General features: G+C 53.1%; 15 protein-coding genes and 4 tRNA genes. 15 read left to right on the top strand and 4 right to left on the bottom strand.

The annotated features are described in order from the left end of the window. The first annotated feature begins 470 nt into the window (after positions 1-470). Positions 471-1,637: an aminotransferase gene (locus tag LF95_RS17065; protein ID WP_073956392.1), complete on the top strand. Its 1,167-nt coding sequence runs from the start codon at positions 471-473 to the stop codon at positions 1,635-1,637. Between the two features lie 119 nt (positions 1,638-1,756). Here LF95_RS17065 and LF95_RS17060 read toward each other — a convergent pair whose 3' ends face one another. Next, positions 1,757-2,761 (bottom strand): Gfo/Idh/MocA family protein, encoded by a 1,005-nt coding sequence (locus tag LF95_RS17060; RefSeq protein WP_073956391.1) that lies wholly within the window; start codon positions 2,759-2,761, stop codon positions 1,757-1,759. Positions 2,762-3,068: 307 nt separating this feature from the next. Here LF95_RS17060 and LF95_RS17055 point away from each other — a divergent pair. Both LF95_RS17055 and pyrC read left to right on the top strand, forming a co-directional pair. Beyond that, a tRNA-His gene (locus LF95_RS17055) sits at positions 3,069-3,145 on the top strand. Positions 3,146-3,325: 180 nt separating this feature from the next. Next, on the top strand, positions 3,326-4,372 hold the full coding sequence (pyrC, locus tag LF95_RS17050) for a dihydroorotase (RefSeq protein WP_073956390.1): 1,047 nt from the start codon (positions 3,326-3,328) through the stop codon (positions 4,370-4,372). 82 nt (positions 4,373-4,454) lie between these two features. Here pyrC and LF95_RS17045 read toward each other — a convergent pair whose 3' ends face one another. After that, a complete protein-coding gene (locus LF95_RS17045) occupies positions 4,455-5,330 on the bottom strand; it encodes a putative metalloprotease CJM1_0395 family protein (protein WP_083607794.1) in 876 nt (291 codons plus the stop codon). A 320-nt stretch (positions 5,331-5,650) separates the two neighbouring features. Next, entirely contained in the window at positions 5,651-5,884 is a 234-nt protein-coding gene (locus tag LF95_RS17040) for a hypothetical protein (protein WP_073956388.1), read from the bottom strand. 307 nt (positions 5,885-6,191) lie between these two features. Between LF95_RS17040 and LF95_RS17035 the strand changes: the two genes are divergently transcribed. From LF95_RS17035 to LF95_RS16985, 11 genes are all read left to right on the top strand, one after another. After that, positions 6,192-7,118 (top strand): DMT family transporter, encoded by a 927-nt coding sequence (locus LF95_RS17035; RefSeq protein ID WP_073956387.1) that lies wholly within the window; start codon positions 6,192-6,194, stop codon positions 7,116-7,118. 158 nt (positions 7,119-7,276) lie between these two features. Further along, entirely contained in the window at positions 7,277-10,090 is a 2,814-nt protein-coding gene (gene gyrA, locus LF95_RS17030) for a DNA gyrase subunit A (protein WP_073956386.1), read from the top strand. 14 nt (positions 10,091-10,104) lie between these two features. Continuing rightward, positions 10,105-10,632, top strand: coding sequence for a pantetheine-phosphate adenylyltransferase (gene coaD / locus LF95_RS17025; RefSeq protein WP_073956385.1), 528 nt, complete (start codon positions 10,105-10,107; stop codon positions 10,630-10,632). A gap of 66 nt (positions 10,633-10,698) precedes the next feature. Continuing rightward, a complete protein-coding gene (locus LF95_RS17020; protein WP_073956678.1) occupies positions 10,699-11,229 on the top strand; it encodes a peptidylprolyl isomerase in 531 nt (176 codons plus the stop codon). Between the two features lie 162 nt (positions 11,230-11,391). Further along, positions 11,392-11,467 (top strand) — tRNA-Lys (locus LF95_RS17015). A 172-nt stretch (positions 11,468-11,639) separates the two neighbouring features. Beyond that, positions 11,640-11,715, top strand: a tRNA-Lys gene (locus LF95_RS17010). 172 nt (positions 11,716-11,887) lie between these two features. Continuing rightward, positions 11,888-11,963, top strand: a tRNA-Lys gene (locus LF95_RS17005). 376 nt (positions 11,964-12,339) lie between these two features. After that, entirely contained in the window at positions 12,340-13,251 is a 912-nt protein-coding gene (locus LF95_RS17000) for a MotA/TolQ/ExbB proton channel family protein (protein WP_252509810.1), read from the top strand. A gap of 5 nt (positions 13,252-13,256) precedes the next feature. Beyond that, positions 13,257-13,649, top strand: a complete 393-nt coding sequence (locus LF95_RS16995) for an ExbD/TolR family protein (protein WP_073956384.1) — start codon at positions 13,257-13,259, stop codon at positions 13,647-13,649. Next, a complete protein-coding gene (locus LF95_RS16990) occupies positions 13,646-14,050 on the top strand; it encodes an ExbD/TolR family protein (protein ID WP_073956383.1) in 405 nt (134 codons plus the stop codon). The genes LF95_RS16995 and LF95_RS16990 overlap by 4 nt, the downstream gene beginning before the upstream one ends. Positions 14,051-14,060: 10 nt before the next feature. After that, a complete protein-coding gene (locus LF95_RS16985; protein WP_073956382.1) occupies positions 14,061-15,071 on the top strand; it encodes an energy transducer TonB in 1,011 nt (336 codons plus the stop codon). Positions 15,072-15,214: 143 nt separating this feature from the next. Here LF95_RS16985 and LF95_RS16980 read toward each other — a convergent pair whose 3' ends face one another. Further along, positions 15,215-16,537: a globin-coupled sensor protein gene (locus LF95_RS16980; RefSeq protein WP_073956381.1), complete on the bottom strand. Its 1,323-nt coding sequence runs from the start codon at positions 16,535-16,537 to the stop codon at positions 15,215-15,217. Between the two features lie 555 nt (positions 16,538-17,092). On the opposite strand from LF95_RS16980, the gene LF95_RS16975 reads away from it, so the two are divergent. Further along, positions 17,093-18,184 (top strand): TRAP transporter substrate-binding protein, encoded by a 1,092-nt coding sequence (locus tag LF95_RS16975; RefSeq protein ID WP_073956380.1) that lies wholly within the window; start codon positions 17,093-17,095, stop codon positions 18,182-18,184. The last annotated feature ends 56 nt before the right edge of the window (positions 18,185-18,240 follow it).

Here is an 18,240-nt window from a genome sequence, read left to right as displayed (position 1 = left end):
TGCGATGAACTCGGTCAATATGGTTAGCACGGCGCGTGCCAGTTTTAAGCTCCCGCTGCCGAGTGGCGATATTCTAGGGAGTCTTATGAATAAAACCTAGTAAAACCCATCGGTTAACCGAGAATTTTTACGGCGACGTGGCTATATTTTGTGCAGGTTGCGTAAATAATATGCAATTTTATGATGTTGTGGCAGGCCGTCGCGAAATTTATAAAACCTGCACTCGCCGAATTGTCATTTTCGTGTGCAAATCACGTAAAGATGCGTCCGTATTTGTCAGGCCGATTCTATTTGTGCGGGTGTGCGATAAGGGCCTGGGGTGATTTATTGCCGGTGATGGCGCGCGGCGCTGGTCATTGGCGTGTCATCGTGGCAGAAACGTAAGAATAAACAGAGATATGCGTTTAAGCTGAACAGAAAGTCAGCCGGGGCGCATACAGACCAGAATCAGATAAAAAGGACGGTTCAAGATGTCGGATTTCATTGGCAATCCACTGTTTGCATCGGGCGGCATTACGATTTTTGAGGTCATGAGTGGCCTGGCGCGCAAACATAATGCCATCAATCTGGGGCAGGGCGCGCCCGATACCGACGGCCCGGCAGATATTCGCCAGGCAGCGGCCGATGCGACAATGAACATGTCCAACCAGTACCCGTCGATGATGGGCATTCCCGAACTGCGTGAAGCCGTAGCCCGCCATAATAAACGGTTTTATGATCTCGATATTGATGCTGATAGCGAAGTCATGGTGACGGCAGGCGCGACGGAGGCCCTGGCAAATGCCATTCTCGGGCTGGTCGCACCGGGGGACGAGGTTGTCCTGATCGAGCCGCTTTATGACAGTTACCTGCCGATTGTGAAGCTGGCGGGCGGTATTCCCAAGCTGGTGCGGGTTACTCCGCCCCATTGGGAATTGCCCCGTGAAGAACTGGCCGCAGCCTTTTCGGACAAAACCAAGCTGGTGTTGATCAATTCGCCGATGAATCCCTGCTCCAAGGTTTTTACAGATGATGAACTGGCGTTCCTGGCAGAGCTTGTGACCCGTCATGATGCCTATGCTCTGTGTGACGAGGTCTATGAACATCTGGTGTTTGACGGTCGCAAGCATCGTCCGCTGATGACCTTTCCCGGTATGCGGGATCGCTGTGTGCGTATTGGCTCGGCGGGAAAAACCTTTTCGCTGACCGGCTGGAAGGTGGGGTATATCACGGCCTGTGCAAAATTATTGGAGCCGATTTCCAAGGCGCATCAATATCTGGTTTTTACAACGGCACCGAACCTGCAATATGGCGTGGCTTATGGTCTTAATCAGGATGACAGCTATTTTAACGGTTTTACTGCCGTTATGGAAAACAAGCGCGATTACCTGATGAAGGGATTGCGCGAGGTGGGGTTTGATGTGCTCGATTCCCAGGGCACATACTTTATTACCTGCGATTTCCGCCCGCTGGGGTTTGAGGGCGACGACGAGGCCTTTTGCCAATATTTGATCGAAAAGGTCGGGGTTGTCGCGATTCCGGTGTCAGCTTTTTATCAGCAGGGTGACGTGCGCCACTTTGTTCGTTTTTGCTTCTGCAAGCGTGAAGCCATTATGGAAGAGGCGATTGAGCGGATGAAAAAGGTTTTTGCCGCCTGATCGTTCCGGTCTGCGCACGACAGGCAAAAGAAAAGGACATCGCGTGCTGGGCGATGTCCTTTTTTGTGTCCGTCTTTAAGGTCCGATCCCGTTCCGTCAAAGACGGCGGGTGGAGAGCCTTATTGGTGGTCAACCATTTCCCAGCTTCCGGTCCTGGCAGATCGGGCAATGCTGTCGAGGATTTTCATATTTTGGATGGCATCCTCAATCGGATAATCGGCTGTGATGCTGCCCTCGAAAATCGCCGTCGCGTTTTCACCTTGCAGGGTATAGTGGTTGCAAATCGGGAAGGAAATTTCGCGTGCTTCGTCAAAGCCGGGCTGTTTTTGGGTGCCAACACGAATGACGGCCGGGTTCTCCGGTACAGGGTTATAGGGCATGACAATTTCAATTCGGCCTTCTGTACCCAGGATATGCACACGCTGTACGGCGGCAGACTGGGTGCCGCAGACAAAGCTTGCCTGTACGCCGCTGCCAAAATCCAGCAAACCGGACACCAGGCGGTCGGTGCCAAATTTCGGGTCTTTGTCCATTAGCGAGACAACGCGCACCGGGTCGCGCCCGGTGATATAGCGCGGGCCGATAACGCAGTAACAGCCAATATCAAGCAATCCGCCGCCGCCAATGTCCTTTTTATTGCGCACATCGGCCGGATTGGTGTTGTGATAGGTGAAAATGCTTTGAATGGCGGTGAGTTCGCCAATTTGTCCGCTGCTGACCAGTTCCCGGGCGTGCTGCCATTGCGGGTGGTGGCGCACCATAAAGGCTTCCAGTACCTGTTTGCCGCTTTTCTCACGCGCTTCAATCAGACGTTCGGCATCTTCGGTGTTCAAGCCAATTGGTTTTTCACACAGAACATGTTTTCCGGCTTCCAGTGCCTTGATGGTCCATTCAACATGCAAATGGTTGGGCAGTGGATTGTAAACAGCTTCGATCGAGGGATCGGCCAGTAATTCTTCATAAGATCCATAGGCGCGTGGAATGCGCAAATTTTCGGCGACCTCGCGGGTTTTTTCAAGGTCGCGGCCAGCAATGGCCAGAATTTCCAGCTTGTCGCTTTGCTGCATTGCCGGAATGACTTTTGCCGTTCCAATATTGGCTGTGCTGATCACGCCCCACTTCATCGGATTCTCCGTTTTCTTCTTTCGGTCGGCATTTGATTGTGAAATCAGAATGTGCCGGATTCATGATATCGCGCTGATTTAATTGTTCCCATTTTGTCCTGACGCAAGAGAAATATGCGAATGAAAAATCTTCGGTTCGGCTTGGTAGGGGTAAAAAGGTGATGAATGGTATCGGAAAATCGCAGTGATTGGCGGGTTCAGGGGCAGGGGAGGACAATATATGAAAAAAAGTCGAAATCTCCGCTTGACGTACCATGCCCGCGGCGATAAAAACCGCGCCACACGATGGCGGTAACGCTAAATGATGGCGGGTGTAGCTCAGTCGGTTAGAGCACCAGATTGTGGCTCTGGGGGCCGTGGGTTCAAATCCCATCACTCGCCCCATTGTGAAAAGGTCAGGCTTAACAGCCTGGCCTTTTGTCTTTTGCAGCATATGGCGGTTAAAATGCCTGCTGGCTCATGTTTATAATTCCCAAAAAAAACGTCATCTGGTACTGAGCAACCACGCATTGCATGCTGGCATCGCCGGTTGCGCCTGTATTTGCCTGTCCGAGGAGGTTTTTTATGTCGTCCAATCGCATTACCATCCATCGCCCTGATGACTGGCACCTGCATTTGCGCGATGGCGACATGCTGCGCGCTGTTTTGCCCGAAACCAGCGCCCATTTTGCTCGTGCTATTATCATGCCCAACCTGGTGCCGCCGGTTCTGACCAAGGCCGATGCCCTTGCCTATCGCAATCGCATTGTCGCTGCCCTTCCTGCAGAGCATGATTTTAGCCCGCTTATGACCCTGTATCTGACCGAAGGGACCGACCCGGACGATGTGGAGGCCGCCTATAAGGAAGGTGTGATCAGCGCCTTAAAACTGTATCCCGCCGGGGCGACGACAAATTCCGCCAGCGGGGTGCGCGACTTTGACAGGGCGATGCCGGTGCTCGAACGCATGGCAGCACTGGGTATTCCGCTGTGTGTGCATGGTGAGGTCACCGACCCAGATATTGATATTTTCGACCGTGAAGCGGTGTTTATTGACCGCATTCTGGCCCCGCTGCGCAAACGCCTGCCGGAATTGCGGTTGATTATGGAGCACATCACCACCCAGGACGGTGTTGAATTTGTAAAGTCGAACGACACCAATGTGGGGGCCACGATTACGACCCATCACCTTATTATTAACCGCAATGCCATTCTGGTGGGCGGTATTCACCCGCATATGTATTGCCTGCCGGTGGCAAAGCGGGAAAAGCATCGTTTGGCATTGCGGGAAGCCGCCACATCGGGCGATGCGCGGTTCTTTTTGGGCACCGATTCTGCCCCGCATACCGATGACCGTAAAGAAAGTGCGTGCGGCTGTGCCGGTATTTTCACAGCCAATAATACAGTCCAGTTGCTGGCGCATGTTTTTGAAGAAGAAAGCGCGCTTGATAAGCTGGAGGCCTTTGCCTCGCTGAATGGTCCGGCCTTTTATGGTTTGCCAGTGAATGACGCCAAAATCACGCTGGAAAAGCGCGATGTTCCGGCAAGTTTCGCTGACAAGATTAACACCAAAGACGGTCTGGTCACGGTGTTTAACCCCGGCTTTGATGTTTACTGGCATTACGCGGAGTAAGCTGCCTCTGGCGGTACTATTTCGACAGGCGCTTTTTTCGTGGATGGGTAGAGGCAGGGGGGCAGGAGACAAGGAAAAGGGTTTAAGCAACCAGCCCGGCAGATTTCGGCTGTTGCTGACTGAACATCATTGCCGTTGTCTGATTATAAGAACGACTGGCAGCCTGTTGCTGCTGGCTGAGAATGTGACTGATATTGCCAGACGCCCCTTTGTGGGCGGCGAAATCGGCCGTGGATGTGCCAACAGAAGCTGCACGCCCAATCGCGGCCTGGTTGGCAATCGCCTGAATGCCGTCAAGACCCTGTAGTGGCATGATTGATACATGGCCGCCAGTGGCATAAAGCCGCCCATCGGGGCCGACTGAATAATCATAGCTGATCATGCCGGCATTGGCCCCGGCCAGGGCCTTGTGGCTGTTTTCTTCGGCGCGCACGGCGGCATCGCGGTCCTGCAGGCGACGAACATGGTCCTGGGCGCCGCTGCTTAGGGTGTGGGGCGCACCATCCGGCGAAGCGGACGTTTTTGCATTCGTGCTGGCATCTTTGTTTTTGGTGCTGCCGGGCAGGTTAATTTCCACCGTTGATCCGCCACTACCTGGAAGGCTTCTGGGGTCAACCTGCTGTATAACCGTTACCGATGCTGCAGAAATCGGTGCTGCCGGGCGTGATGCCGGTAGGGCGGGCGTTGCTGCTTGATCGGGGGCTGAGCCGCGCACTGAATTGGTAGCAGGTGCTGCACCCAGGCCCTTTGTCGGGGACGAAGACGCAGATTTGTTTGCTGGAGTATCAAGTGGGACCAGCGATATCGCAGCCATTTGGCGTTCCATGAAGGCAGCTGCAGACGATCCCCCGTTGGAGGCTCCCGCTTTGCTGGCGCTGGCAAGGCCGTTCATGGCGATAACTTCGCCAAGCCGACCGCCGCTACCTGGTATGGTTTGTATACTGCCAATCGCTGTCATGATGCCAACAGTATAGCAAAATCGCGGGTTGATGCCAGCATTTGTCGTTGAATGACGTCAAATTGGCTGAAATTATTCCAGTTTCGCCGGGGGACGCTTTTGTGGGCTGGTTTTTGGGGATGATGATGCAGGCTACTTGGACGGAATTGAGGGGCCAAAGATCAAAATTTCAGATTGAATAGCGTGTCAGAAAGCCCGTCCATATCGGCGAAGTTGAAACAAAAAATGGGTTAAACGCAGTTGCGACCCTTCAAACCGGGATGGCGAGGGTCGCAACAGGTAAAATCTGGTTTTATGTTTAATGCGTTACGAGCCGTTGGTTACGCCGCCGTTTTGGGGGCGTTGATATGAACCGACTGCTGTGCCCAGTTTTTGGGCGACTGCTTTGGGTGATGCCGTGCGAGTCGTGGCGCACTTGTTTCGCGGGCAGAGGCGACCCGAGCCAGCGTTTTGCGAATGTCTTTTTCAGTGATTCGGTCGTAGGCCATTAATGTCCGAACGATCGGATCGGCCAACATTTCGTCAATGCTCAGTTCGTGATCGACATAACTCATCTTGTTGCTCGCTTCGTTTTTTTGTCGTGGAGGCAGCGTAACGCAATTGCAAATCATTATCAATAACTCGTTTGCGCCGCTGTCCCTGATTATTTGCCAGGGTTATTCCGAACCTTCTGGTGCGATATGACATTTCACCCGCAGGGTATGCTCGTACTTGAAGTTGTGTATCACATAAGAGGCATCTATTTAGTTGATCTTTCTCAAGATAATCGCTAACGCAAAGACCTTGAGGATGTTCCCGCCAAACTGACGGGAAAACCAAAGCCATATGTACCAGAAATTATGGCGACAATAGGCGGGAAACATGTCACGTCCGGGAATGATTGATTACTTTTTATTGATATTGCTGGCGCTGATGTGGGGCAGCTCTTTTGCCTTTATCAAGCTGGGCGTTCACGCCTATTCGTCGCTGGTGGTTGCGGCTGGTCGTATCACGCTGGGAGCCTTTGTCTTATGGGGCATTGTGCTGTTGCGACGCGGTGCCTTGCCCAAGGGGCGACGGGCATGGGCGGCTGCCTTTATGTGTGGTCTTTTGGGCAATGCCATTCCGTTTTTTCTAATCAGTATGGGCGAAACCCGCATTAACGCCGGTCTGGCGGCTGTCTTGATGTCGGTCGTGCCGTTAACCACGGTGATCCTGGGGCATCTTTTCACCCATGATGAAAAGCTGACCTTTGGCAAGGCCCTGGGGCTTGTTTTGGGAACATGCGGGGTTGTGGTGCTGGTTGGCCCCGAAACTCTGTCGGGCTTGGGTGGGGACTTGCCCTACCAACTGGCGGTTTTAACAGCGGCGGTGTGTTACGCAGTGTCGTCCCTGGTCGCACGTCATTTGCGTGATCAGCCCCGCGCCGGGTCGGCGGCTTTGATCCTGACCTTTGCCGCACTGACCATTTCGCCGGTTGCCCTGCTGGTTGATCAGCCCTGGACCATGACATGGTCGGCGCAGGGCGCGCTGGCGATTGCCTATCTGGGCGCGGTGCCAACGGGGCTTGCCATGTTTGTGTTGCTGGTGATGGTCGCCCGCACCGGCGCAGGATTTTTGGCCTTTAATAACTATCTGGTGCCTGCGGTGGGGATTGTCGTCAGCCTTGCTGTGCTAGGCGAGGTTCCGGCACCCAGCACCCTTATGGCGATGGTTATTATTTTGGCCGGAATTGCGGTTGCCAATATTCGCTTTGGCGCGCGTGCCCGGGCTGTTGCTGCTGCGTCAGATAGTGTAAAAAAGAACTGACAATATACAACCTGTGAGATTTGCCTGAAATGGGCCTCCGTCATATGTTGTTTGTGGCGGTCAAACCTGATACTTTCCGCCCTCAATAGCTTGTTATGCGAAAGCAGGGCGGGCTGCATTGATTCCTTTTTGATTAAGCGTTTAAGAGGTTACGGCCTTTGTCCTCCGAAGTGTCAAACACTGCCAGCCGCGATATTTTCCCGGTATCCATCGAAAACGAAATGCGCCGCAGCTATCTCGATTACGCGATGAGCGTGATTGTCAGCCGCGCGCTGCCCGATGTCCGTGACGGGCTGAAGCCTGTTCATCGTCGTATTCTGTATTCCATGCACGAAAACGGCTTTGACTGGAACAAGCCCTTCCGTAAATCGGCGCGTGTCGTTGGTGACGTCATGGGTAAATATCACCCGCATGGCGATAGCGCGATCTACGATGCCATGGTCCGCATGGCGCAGCATTTTTCCATGCGTCTGCCGCAAATTGACGGGCAGGGGAACTTTGGCTCGATGGATGGCGACAAGGCTGCCGCCATGCGTTACACCGAAGCCCGCCTGGCCAAGGCCGCGCATTATCTGCTTGATGATATCGATAAGGATACCATCGATTTTCGCGCCAACTATGACGAAACCACCAAGGAACCATCGGTTCTGCCGGCGCGCTATCCCAATATGCTGGTCAATGGTGCCGGTGGTATTGCCGTGGGTATGGCCACCAACATTCCGCCCCACAATTTGGGCGAAGTGATTGATGGCTGCATGGCGGTTATCGATAATCCCGATATTTCGGTTGAAGGCCTGATGGAATATGTCAGCGGGCCGGATTTTCCGACCGGCGCGCTTATTTTGGGCCGTTCGGGCATTCATTCGGCATTTAAAACCGGCCGTGGCTCGGTTGTGATGCGGGCCCGCACCCATGTCGAGGAAATCCGCGCCAATCGCGAAGCCATTATCGTTACCGAAGTTCCCTATCAGGTGAACAAGGCGACCTTGCTGGAAAAAATTGCGGATCTGGTGCGCGATAAAAAGCTTGAGGGTATTTCCGACCTGCGTGATGAATCGGACCGTTCCGGTGTGCGCATGGTGATCGAGCTTAAGCGCGATGCCGTTGCCGATGTTGTGCTCAACCAGCTTTTCCGCTTTACCGCCCTGCAAACATCGTTTGGTGTGAACATGCTGGCCCTGAACCGGGGCAAGCCGGAACTGATGAACCTGAAAGAAATCATTCAGGCCTTTGTCGAGTTCCGCGAAGAGGTGATTACGCGCCGGACCATTCACCTGCTGAAAAAGGCGCGTGATCGTGCCCATGTGGTGGTGGGTCTGGGGATTGCCGTTGCCAATATTGACGAAGTCATTCGTCTGATTCGCAATGCGGCCGACCCGACGATTGCCCGCGAACAGTTGATGTCCAAAAGTTGGCCTGCGGGCGACATTGTGCCCTTGATCGAGCTGATTGCCGATCCGCAGCAGGTGGGGTCGGATGACGGTAATTATCGTCTGTCCGAAGCGCAGGCCCGTGCTATTCTGGAGCTGCGTCTGCATCGCCTGACCGGTTTGGAACGCGACAAAATTGCCGCCGAATTGACCGAATTGGGCGAGAAAATCAAGGACTTCCTGGATATTCTGGCCTCGCGCGAGCGTAAACTGACAATTCTGAAAGATGAATTGACGGAAATGCGCAACGAATTTGCCAACGAGCGCCGGACGGAAATCGTTGAAGCCGAATTCGAGCATGACATCGAAGACCTGATTGCCCGCGAAGACATGGTCGTTACTGTCTCGCATTCCGGTTATATTCAGCGTGTGCCGTTATCGACCTATCGTGCACAGCGCCGCGGCGGCAAGGGCCGTTCGGGCATGGCAACCCGCGACGAGGATTTTGTCTCCAAGCTGTTTGTTGCCAATACCCATACGCCGGTGCTGTTCTTTAGCTCGCTGGGCATGGTGTATAAAATGAAGGTGTGGCGCCTGCCGCTGGGGACGCCGCAATCGCGCGGCAAGGCCCTGGTCAACCTTTTGCCGTTGTCCGAGGGTGAACATATCACCACCGTTCTGCCGCTTCCCGACGAGGAAGAATGGCCAAACCTGCACATCATGTTTGCGACATCGACGGGTAATGTCCGCCGTAACAGCCTTGCCGACTTTGTCAATGTCAAAGCCAACGGCAAGATTGCGATGAAGCTGGAAGAGGACCGGGGCGATAGCCTGATTGCGGTTCAGACCTGTACGGATGATGACGACATTTTCCTGACCACCCGTCAGGGCAAATGTATTCGTTTCCGGGTGGCGGATGTGCGTGTCTTTACTGGCCGTAACTCGGTGGGGGTGCGGGGCATTCGCCTGGCCGATGGTGACGAGGTTATCGCCATGTCGGTTCTGTGGGGCTCTCATGCGACGATGGAAGAACGCAGCGAATATCTGTCCATCGCCTCCAAACTGCGCCGTGAGGAAATTCTTGCCGAAGATGGCCTGCCGCTCGAGATTCTGACCCAGGAACGTTATGACGAACTGCTTTCGGGGGATCAGCTTATTCTGTCGGTCACCGAAAACGGCTATGGCAAACGGACCTCGGCCTATGAATATCGTGTCACCGGTCGTGGCGGGCAGGGCTTTGCCAATATCGATATGTCTGAACGTAACGGTCTGGTGGCGGCCTCCTTCGTGATCGAAGAAGGCGACGAGTTGATGATGGTCACCAATGGTGGCAAGGTCATTCGTATGCCGACCCATGATATTCGTATTGCCGGTCGCAAGACACAGGGTGTGACCCTGTTCCGCACGGCCGAAGACGAACAGGTTGTGGCTGTTGAACGCCTTAACAATCTTGGTGACAGTGCCGAGGATGACGATGAGGCTGAAGACGGTGTCGAAGGTGCGGGTGAAGCCGCTGCAAAGCCGGAAGACGATGCAGTAGTGGATGCGCCGGACGATGGCAACGGCGACGAGGGTGAAACCGATCCGTCCGTGACGGAATAACGGAATCAGGGACGATGGTGGAAAAAACAGTCGATCCTGACCGTATCGGAATTTATCCGGGAACCTTTGACCCTGTGACCCAGGGGCATATGGATATCATTCGCCGGGCAACCCGCATTGTGGATCATCTGATTGTCGGTGTGGCGATCAATGCGGGCAAGGGGCCGATGTTTTCGGTCGAGGAACGGTGTGAACTGGTCCGCGAATCCCTGAAGGCTGCGGGCGGCGAAGTTGCCGTCCGGACCGAGGTCAAGCCTTTTGGGTCGCTTCTGATGCACTTTGCTGCAGAAAATCAGTCCTCCATAATCATTCGTGGTTTGCGTGCCGTTTCGGATTTTGAGTATGAATTCCAGATGGCGGGGATGAATGCGCGTTTGGCCCCCAAAATCGAGACTGTGTTTTTGATGGCGTCGGACAAGCAGCAGTTTGTGTCGTCGCGTTTTGTTAAGGAAATCGCCCGGTTGGGTGGTTCCGTCACCGAATTTGTGCCAGCCCCTGTGTTGCAGGCTTTGCAGCAGAAACTGGCACAGGAAAAGGAATAGGTTGCAAGGGCTATGCGTCTGCTTCGGTTTCTTTCTCTTGTTATTATTGCTTTGGGAATCTTTACAATGTCGAACGGTGGAATCGGCGCGGCACAGGCACAAACAACGGATGCCGCTGCGCTTGACCCAGAAAACACCCTTTATCTTGATCTGAAGGATGGCCGTGTCGTCATTCAGATGCGTCCTGACCTGGCACCAAAAACGGTTGCGCGAATCAAGGAACTGGTCCGTAGTGGTTTTTACGATGGGCTGGTGTTTCATCGCGTGATTGATGGCTTTATGGCCCAGACCGGTGATCCCAAAGGGGATGGCACCGGCGGCTCGGGCACCAAGTTGCCAGCCGAGTTTTCCGATGCTCATCATGTGCGCGGTACTGTTTCAATGGCCCGTGCGGCTGACCCGAACAGTGCTGATTCGCAGTTCTTTATCTGTTTTGCGGATGCACCGCACCTTGATGGTCAATATACCATTTGGGGCCAGGTGGTTTCGGGCATGGAATATGTCGACAATATTAAAAAGGGTGCGCCCTGGGCCAATGGCCGCGTGGCAGACCCCGATCATATTGTGAAAATGCAGGTTGCTGCTGACGCACAATAAAGGCGAATTTGTTTGTGCAAATTCAATCGGAAACCGCTCTTTTTAGGGCGGTTTTCTGCTTTTTGGGCGAAAAATTCGGATATTGTGAAAAAACTGTCAAAATCGGCAAATCAATGGTTGACCGGGTAGGGGCATGCCTTTAAAACGCCGTCAACACGTTGAGGGCCCGTAGCTCAGTTGGTAGAGCAACTGACTTTTAATCAGTTGGCCACAGGTTCGAATCCTGTCGGGCTCACCAATAAACCCCTGAAACCATCCGGTTTCGGGGGTTTATTTTTGCCCAAATTCCATCCGTTTCAGATGGGTTTAGCTGATGTCAGCGAATGTTATTTTGCCAAAGTGAAAATTTCTCGAAATCAGGGCTTGACCCATCGGTAATCCCGCTATAAAACGCCGCTCACCGAGACGTTGGGCCCGTAGCTCAGTTGGTAGAGCAACTGACTTTTAATCAGTTGGCCACAGGTTCGAATCCTGTCGGGCTCACCAATAAACCCCTGAAACCATCCGGTTTCGGGGGTTTATTTTTGCCCAAATTCCATCCGTTTCAGATGGGTTTAGCTGATGTCAGCGAATGTTATTTTGCCAAAGTGAAAATTTCTCGAAATCAGGGCTTGACCCATCGGTAATCCCGCTATAAAACGCCGCTCACCGAGACGTTGGGCCCGTAGCTCAGTTGGTAGAGCAACTGACTTTTAATCAGTTGGCCACAGGTTCGAATCCTGTCGGGCTCACCAATAAACCCCTGAAACCACATGGTTTCGGGGGTTTATTTTTTGCCCTATCCCCGCCCTGCTGCAAGGCAGGCATATTGCCGATTTCATGATCAGCCAATGATAATTCGATTTGCTGTGCGCGATTAAGCCTGAGGGGCGCTCGGCGCGCGATGTGAGGCTCCACATTGTCTTTAATTTTCGTTCAGGATTAATGGTGCGGGCGGGCCTGTCACTACATTGTTTTCGCACGGGTAGGACGATAAAAAACGGCGTCCGATCAAGAACTTCAATAGTTAAGATTGCATCGCAGAATCATTTGCAGTAAATAGTGCAAATCATTTTCAATAGCGAAGGCGCAATGCTGCTATTGCACGTTTTGATCAGGATTGGAAGTCCCATGCCAGACAATATAGTTCCCGCCGCCACCGACAGTGCGCAATCTGCCACGCCCAGTGTTGCCGGAACCTCGGATGCCGTCGCCCAGGCCGCCGCCGGTATGGACCCTGGAGCGGCCGAGGGGGCGGCTCAAGGGGTGATCGATGGTACTGCTGGTGCAGGCCATATGGTGGATGGCGCGATGCAAACAGGCACAACCGTGGCCCATTCCGGTTGGGTACCTGACGCCATTGCGACCTTGCCGGTGTTTGACCTCGTGGACCGCGCAGGGGCAGTGGGCTGGATTTTGGCGGCAATGGCCGTGATTGGTCTGGTCCTGTTCTTTTACAAGATGGTTGGTTTTATTCGCCGAGGTCTGTTTGCCGATGGTTTTGTGCCAGAACTGGAACATCACCTTGTCGCCGGGGACGAGCAACAGGCACTGAGCCTGCTGGAGCGTCGCCGCCACCCAGCGGCCGAGATTGGCCGCTTGGGCATGTCGCTGCCGGTTGGGAATGGTGAAAGCCGTGAATCGGCCTCGGATCTGATTGCATCGCGCGCACACAAGGAAATTGACGGCCTGAATGGTGGATTGCGCCTGATGTCGGCCATTGCGGTTCTAAGCCCGCTTCTGGGCCTGCTGGGCACGGTTATGGGCATGATCAATGCCTTCCAGCAAATGGAGGGAGCAGGTAGCCGGATTGATCCGTCTGTTCTTTCAGGTGGTATCTGGCTTGCCTTGCTGACAACGGCCATTGGCCTGGTGGTTGCCATCCCTGCGACGGCCCTTCACATGTGGATGCAGGGTATTGTGAACCGCGCAGCTGCCGTGACCGAGGAAGTCTGTACCCTGATTGTTAATCGTGCCGAACTTTCCGGTCGCGATGCCCATGCGGAAGCCAATATTACCCGCCTGCGTCACGCAGCGGAATAAGACCCATGCAGCTTCGTTCCCGTTATCGCAATTCGTCGCCGGTTATTGGTCTGACGCCGCTGATTGACGTGGTGTTTATCTTACTGGTGTTTTTCATGCTGGCATCAAGCTTTCTGGATTGGCGCGGTTATGAAATGTCCGTTACGGTTCAGGATAAATCATCCGTCCGCGCATCCGACACGCGCCCCGCAATTGTCCGCATTGATGGTAATGGCGCGATTACCCTGAATGGCGAGGGCATATCACTGGACAAGCTGGCAGCCCACATTACCCGCGATCACGCAGGTGCCCCTGTGCATTTGCAGCCGGTTAACGGTGCCAAGCTACAAAGCCTGGTGCATGTGATGGATGTGTTGGGGCGTGATGGCATCAAAAATGTGGATTTGATTGAAGAATGAAACGTCGCATTCAAATCACCGATGACACGATGGCCCAGGAGCCGATGTTGCCCTTGATCAATATCGTTTTCCTGCTGCTGATTTTTTTCATGATTGCGGGCAGTTTGCAAAAATTGGGGCCGTTTGATGTTGACCCGCCCTCAAGTGCGGATGCCACAGAGCGAGACGATGAAACGGTTGTTCTGTGGGTCGATAAAGCCGGGCAGTTGGGGGTTGACGATAAGCGAGGTCCGTTAAGTGATATATCCGGTTTGCTGCCCGAAGGGTTTGCGAAACATCCGATCGAAATTCGCGCCGATCGGGATGCGGATGGTCAGATGATCGTGGCTTTGCTAAAGCGGTTGCAGGAACTGCATGTGGATAAAGTGCAGCTGATGACGGCTGTAGAAGCGCAGAATTAACGGAATTCAGATGTCGAAGCGAACAGACTTTCTTATTGCCACGGCACTGACTGGTGCGGTTTTGGCAGGGGGGGTTGTCTTGGCAACCCCGGCACCGCAGCCATCCGGGTGGGGTGGCATGGGGGCTGTGCAAAGTGTCAGCATTTCACTGGGGGCTGGCCAGGCCACCAGCGGCGAAGATAGCGAGCCCGAGGAAAGTGCCAGCTCCGATGTTGATAGCCGTCAGGGTATTGAAGAAGCCAAACCGGAGCCGGCGGAAACAAGCGAGCCTGAAAGTGAACCCGAACCCGTAGCGGAACCCGAACCAGAACCAGAACCCGAGATTGTTCCTGAGCCGGTAGTAGAGCCAGAACCTGAGCCCGAAGTTGCGCCGGAGCCAGAACCGGAACCGGTTGTCGAAGTGAAACCTGAGCCGGTACCAGAACCGGAACCCGTCAAGGAGCCGGAGATAAAGCCGGAACCCAAACCGGAATTGGCAAAAATTGTTCCGCCCAAGGTAAAACCCAAGCCACCGGTTAAACCTAAACCGAAGCCTGAACCAAAGGTAGAGCCAAAAGCCAAGCCTGCGCCGGTCAAACCCAAAAGCCCGACAAAGCCGGTTGCGGCCAATCCGCCGACACAGGGAACGGCGTTTAACGCGCAAAAGTCTGACGGGACGACGGGCACCAAAACCCATAGTCAGGCGGCCAGTGCCGCGTCTGGTAGCGGGGGCGGAGCGGCCCTTAGCCAGGCCAAATTTATTGATTACCAGTCCTCGGTTGTGCAAACGATCATGCGGTACCAGGAATATCCGTCTGCTGCCCGCCGTCGCGGGATTGAGGGCCGAAATACCGTGATGTTGGTGATTGAACGTGACGGTACGGTGTCGACCATCAAACTGGTGGAAGGAAGTGGCAATCGTTTGCTGGATCGGGCAACGGAAAAACTGATTGAACGTATCAAGCGATTCCCGCCATTCCCCGATGACATGGATGCGCCGCGCGTTTCGTTCCAGGTGCCACTGATTTATGATTTGCGCTAAAACGGTTTGTCTTTAATTCGCACCACTATGTTCGTTTTTGGCATAGCGTTTGGTACGGCACCGGAAATAAAAGCCCATACAGGATTAACTGTATGGGCTGATATTGGGGTAAGGCAAATATGTCGGCTGGACGCAGAAGCGTTTTAGCCTGCGGAAAGTCGTTGCAGGAAGCTGTCCACATCCTGTTGCAGGGCGTCGGCATGGCTTTGCAAGGCCCGCGAAACCGACAGTACTTCGCCTGCAACCGATCCCGTGTGGTCGGCTGTCACCCCAACACTATCAAGGCTGGTATTGACGTTTTTGTTGGCGCTCGAAACGGTGTAGATGTTTTTGCTGATTTCGCCGGTTGCAGCGGCTTGCTGCTCGACAGCTGCGGCAATGGCCGCAACAGCTTCGACAATTTTGGCGATTTGCCCGGTAACACCCTGAATGGCATCAACCGCACGATGTGTGGTTTCCTGCACCGCGTTGATCTGGGCGGTAATGTCGCCTGTTGCCTTTGCTGTCTGGTTGGCAAGGTTTTTAACTTCGCTTGCTACTACGGCAAAACCCTTGCCCGCATCACCTGCACGCGCGGCTTCGATCGTTGCGTTTAGGGCCAAAAGGTTGGTCTGGCTGGCGATTTTATCAATCAGGTCAACAACCGTGCCAATTTCCTGCGCTGTCGCATCGAGAATGCTGATGGTGTCGGAGGTTGATTTCACCGCCCCTTCGACATCCTGTGAAATGTTCGATGCACGGCTGACCTGGGATGAAATTTCGCGAATGGACCCGTCAAGTTCTTCGGCTGCACCGGCGACGGTTGACGCATTTTCCGCTGATGTCTTGGCAGCGTCCTGTGCATCAGTGGTTTGCGTGCGGGTTTTTTGAACACTGTCGACCAGGGCTTCAGCCGCGTTTGACATATCGTTTGCACTTCCGGCAAGCGAGGAAACAACCTTGGAGATGGTGGTCTGAAAGTCATCCGACATTACATTGAGACGTCGGCTATAGGTGTTGCGTGTTTCTTCGTAATAAATGGTGATTGCAAGTTCCATATCGACGATGACGGCGGAGGAAGCCGCAGCAAGCATCTCGCCAACTTCACGGCGTTTGCGAAAGGTTTGGTACAGAAGTGACGTCATCATGCCCAGGATGTAGTTGTAGCCTGATACATAGGCTTCGGGCGTGAGGCCGATTTTTTCGTGTGCCATGCCGATGCGGCGGACTTCTTCATAATAGTGATCGTCAAAGTCGCCTTTGAAAAGAGTTCTCCAGTGATTGGTCTGGGCCCGTTTCAATCCTTCGATGCGGCTGGGATCGCCAATAATTTTGGCAAGATCTGCGCGACTCATAACTTTCTTGTAAAAATCATCAAGCATACTTGGCAGGTTTTTCTCAATTACCGGCCAAAGTTCCCGCAGAAAACTGCGCTTTTTATCGTTGAACTCAACGAATGCAATACGACGATCTAGTTCTGCCGACATTATGGACCCCACATTTTAGCAACAGTTATGCCTGCGGATCAGGCTGGCATACATTCGTACAATGTGAGGTTGGTTTTGTGAGGGTAAATTTTAACTATACTTTGGTAGAGTTCTGGCGTTTTTTTTGGATTTGAATTGTATGAATTCAGGGCTCAAAGGAAATTCCAAGGTGGTTTTGTGCTTCTTGTTCTATTGTCAAGATGAATTTTTTATCTTTTAAGAATGTAGATATATTCAATGATTATCGATATGGTTTTGATTTTGCGTCATATATTTTCATACTTTCCTCAAAGTTGAAAACATTTAAAGAATATCTATAAATTTATACAATAGGATAATTGATATAAACCTTTGATAGCTCGTGTGCGCCGGTGGATTTTGCATCTTCAGCTTGTGATTCTTTCTTCTGGCACGTTGCGGAGTGGTCTTTTTTGTGTTTTTGAGGGGCATTTGAAAAAGGTGGTATTTGTTGACGAAATTCGCCAAAATCCAGCCTTCGTGTGTAGCGTTTTGAAACAAATTGCTAAAATAAGAACAGGTTAGGGGAAGTTTAAGATGAAACGTCGTCAATTTCTAAAAGGTGCCAGCTTGGGGGCAGGGGCGCTTGCCGCGACGGCTGCTGCGCCGTCCATTGCTTCAGCGCAAGAGAACCTGAAATGGCGGATGGTCATGCCGTGGCCCAAAGGTACACCGGGCCTTGGTACCAACGCCGAGAAGTTTGCCGCCATTGTCAAGGAAATGAGCAACAATCGCCTTTCCATCACAGTGTATGGCGCGGGTGAATTGGTCCCGCCGTTTGAGTGCATGGATGCCGTCGAGCAGGGTGTTGTCGAAATGGCGCATGGCACACCTTATTATTGGCAGGGTAAAAATCCGGCTCTGAACTTTTTTACGACCATTCCTTTTGGTCTGACCGCGTGGGAATTGACGGCATGGCTGCGCTTTGGCGGCGGTCAGCAGCTCTGGGAACAGGTTTACGCTGATTTTGGTGTTGTTCCGTTTTACGCTGGCAACTCCGGCATGCAGGCCGGTGGATGGTTTAACAAGGAAATCAACTCGGTCGACGACATTAAAGGCGTAAAAATGCGTTACGCCGGTTTGGGTGGCGAGGCAATGCGCCGCATTGGTGCCAATATCACCATGCTGCCACCCGGTGAAATTCTGCCGGCCATGCAAAGCGGTGCCATTGATGCAGCCGAATGGGTCGGGCCGTGGAATGACCTTGCCTTTGGTTTGTACCAGGTTGCCAAATATTATTATGTTCCGGCTTTCCATGAACCCGGGCCGGGCTTGGAAATTTTTGTTTCCAAGGAGAAATTCGACAGCCTCAGCCCCGATTTGCAGGCCATTATCCGCTATGCAGCACAGGCAATTGCCGAAAACACCTGGGCTGATTTCACCTTTAACAATATTGAATCCTATCAGCCGCTAATCGACAAGGGTGTCGAGGTGCGTCAGTTCCCGGATGACGTGATCATGGCGCTGGCCGATGCCAGCAAGGCCGCTGTTGAAGAAATCGCAAACAAAAGTGATCTCAACAGAAAGATCAACGATTCTTACATGGATTTTGTGAAGAAAGCGGCGCGCTACGGCAAGGAGTTTGAGGCAACCGGTCTGCTGCAACGTGCAAAAGTCTGGGGATTCTGATTTTCACAGCGGAAATCAGGACTTTAAGGGACATTTAAGTGCAAAACCGCTCTGTT

The organism is Thalassospira sp. TSL5-1, from assembly GCF_001907695.1.
Lineage (GTDB): Bacteria > Pseudomonadota > Alphaproteobacteria > Rhodospirillales > Thalassospiraceae > Thalassospira.
This window is presented reverse-complemented; position numbering and strand designations above follow the sequence as displayed.

What these genes read in the sequence shown, in the direction of transcription:
- LF95_RS17065 (WP_073956392.1), top strand. Translation starts at nt 471, where the DNA reads ATGTCGGATTTCATTGGCAATCCACTGTTTGCATCGGGCGGCATTACG.
- LF95_RS17060 (WP_073956391.1), bottom strand. Translation starts at nt 2,761, where the DNA reads ATGAAGTGGGGCGTGATCAGCACAGCCAATATTGGAACGGCAAAAGTC.
- pyrC (WP_073956390.1), top strand. Translation starts at nt 3,326, where the DNA reads ATGTCGTCCAATCGCATTACCATCCATCGCCCTGATGACTGGCACCTG.
- LF95_RS17045 (WP_083607794.1), bottom strand. Translation starts at nt 5,330, where the DNA reads ATGACAGCGATTGGCAGTATACAAACCATACCAGGTAGCGGCGGTCGG.
- LF95_RS17040 (WP_073956388.1), bottom strand. Translation starts at nt 5,884, where the DNA reads ATGAGTTATGTCGATCACGAACTGAGCATTGACGAAATGTTGGCCGAT.
- LF95_RS17035 (WP_073956387.1), top strand. Translation starts at nt 6,192, where the DNA reads ATGTCACGTCCGGGAATGATTGATTACTTTTTATTGATATTGCTGGCG.
- coaD (WP_073956385.1), top strand. Translation starts at nt 10,105, where the DNA reads ATGGTGGAAAAAACAGTCGATCCTGACCGTATCGGAATTTATCCGGGA.
- LF95_RS17020 (WP_073956678.1), top strand. Translation starts at nt 10,699, where the DNA reads ATGTCGAACGGTGGAATCGGCGCGGCACAGGCACAAACAACGGATGCC.
- LF95_RS17000 (WP_252509810.1), top strand. Translation starts at nt 12,340, where the DNA reads ATGCCAGACAATATAGTTCCCGCCGCCACCGACAGTGCGCAATCTGCC.
- LF95_RS16995 (WP_073956384.1), top strand. Translation starts at nt 13,257, where the DNA reads ATGCAGCTTCGTTCCCGTTATCGCAATTCGTCGCCGGTTATTGGTCTG.
- LF95_RS16990 (WP_073956383.1), top strand. Translation starts at nt 13,646, where the DNA reads ATGAAACGTCGCATTCAAATCACCGATGACACGATGGCCCAGGAGCCG.
- LF95_RS16985 (WP_073956382.1), top strand. Translation starts at nt 14,061, where the DNA reads ATGTCGAAGCGAACAGACTTTCTTATTGCCACGGCACTGACTGGTGCG.
- LF95_RS16980 (WP_073956381.1), bottom strand. Translation starts at nt 16,537, where the DNA reads ATGTCGGCAGAACTAGATCGTCGTATTGCATTCGTTGAGTTCAACGAT.
- LF95_RS16975 (WP_073956380.1), top strand. Translation starts at nt 17,093, where the DNA reads ATGAAACGTCGTCAATTTCTAAAAGGTGCCAGCTTGGGGGCAGGGGCG.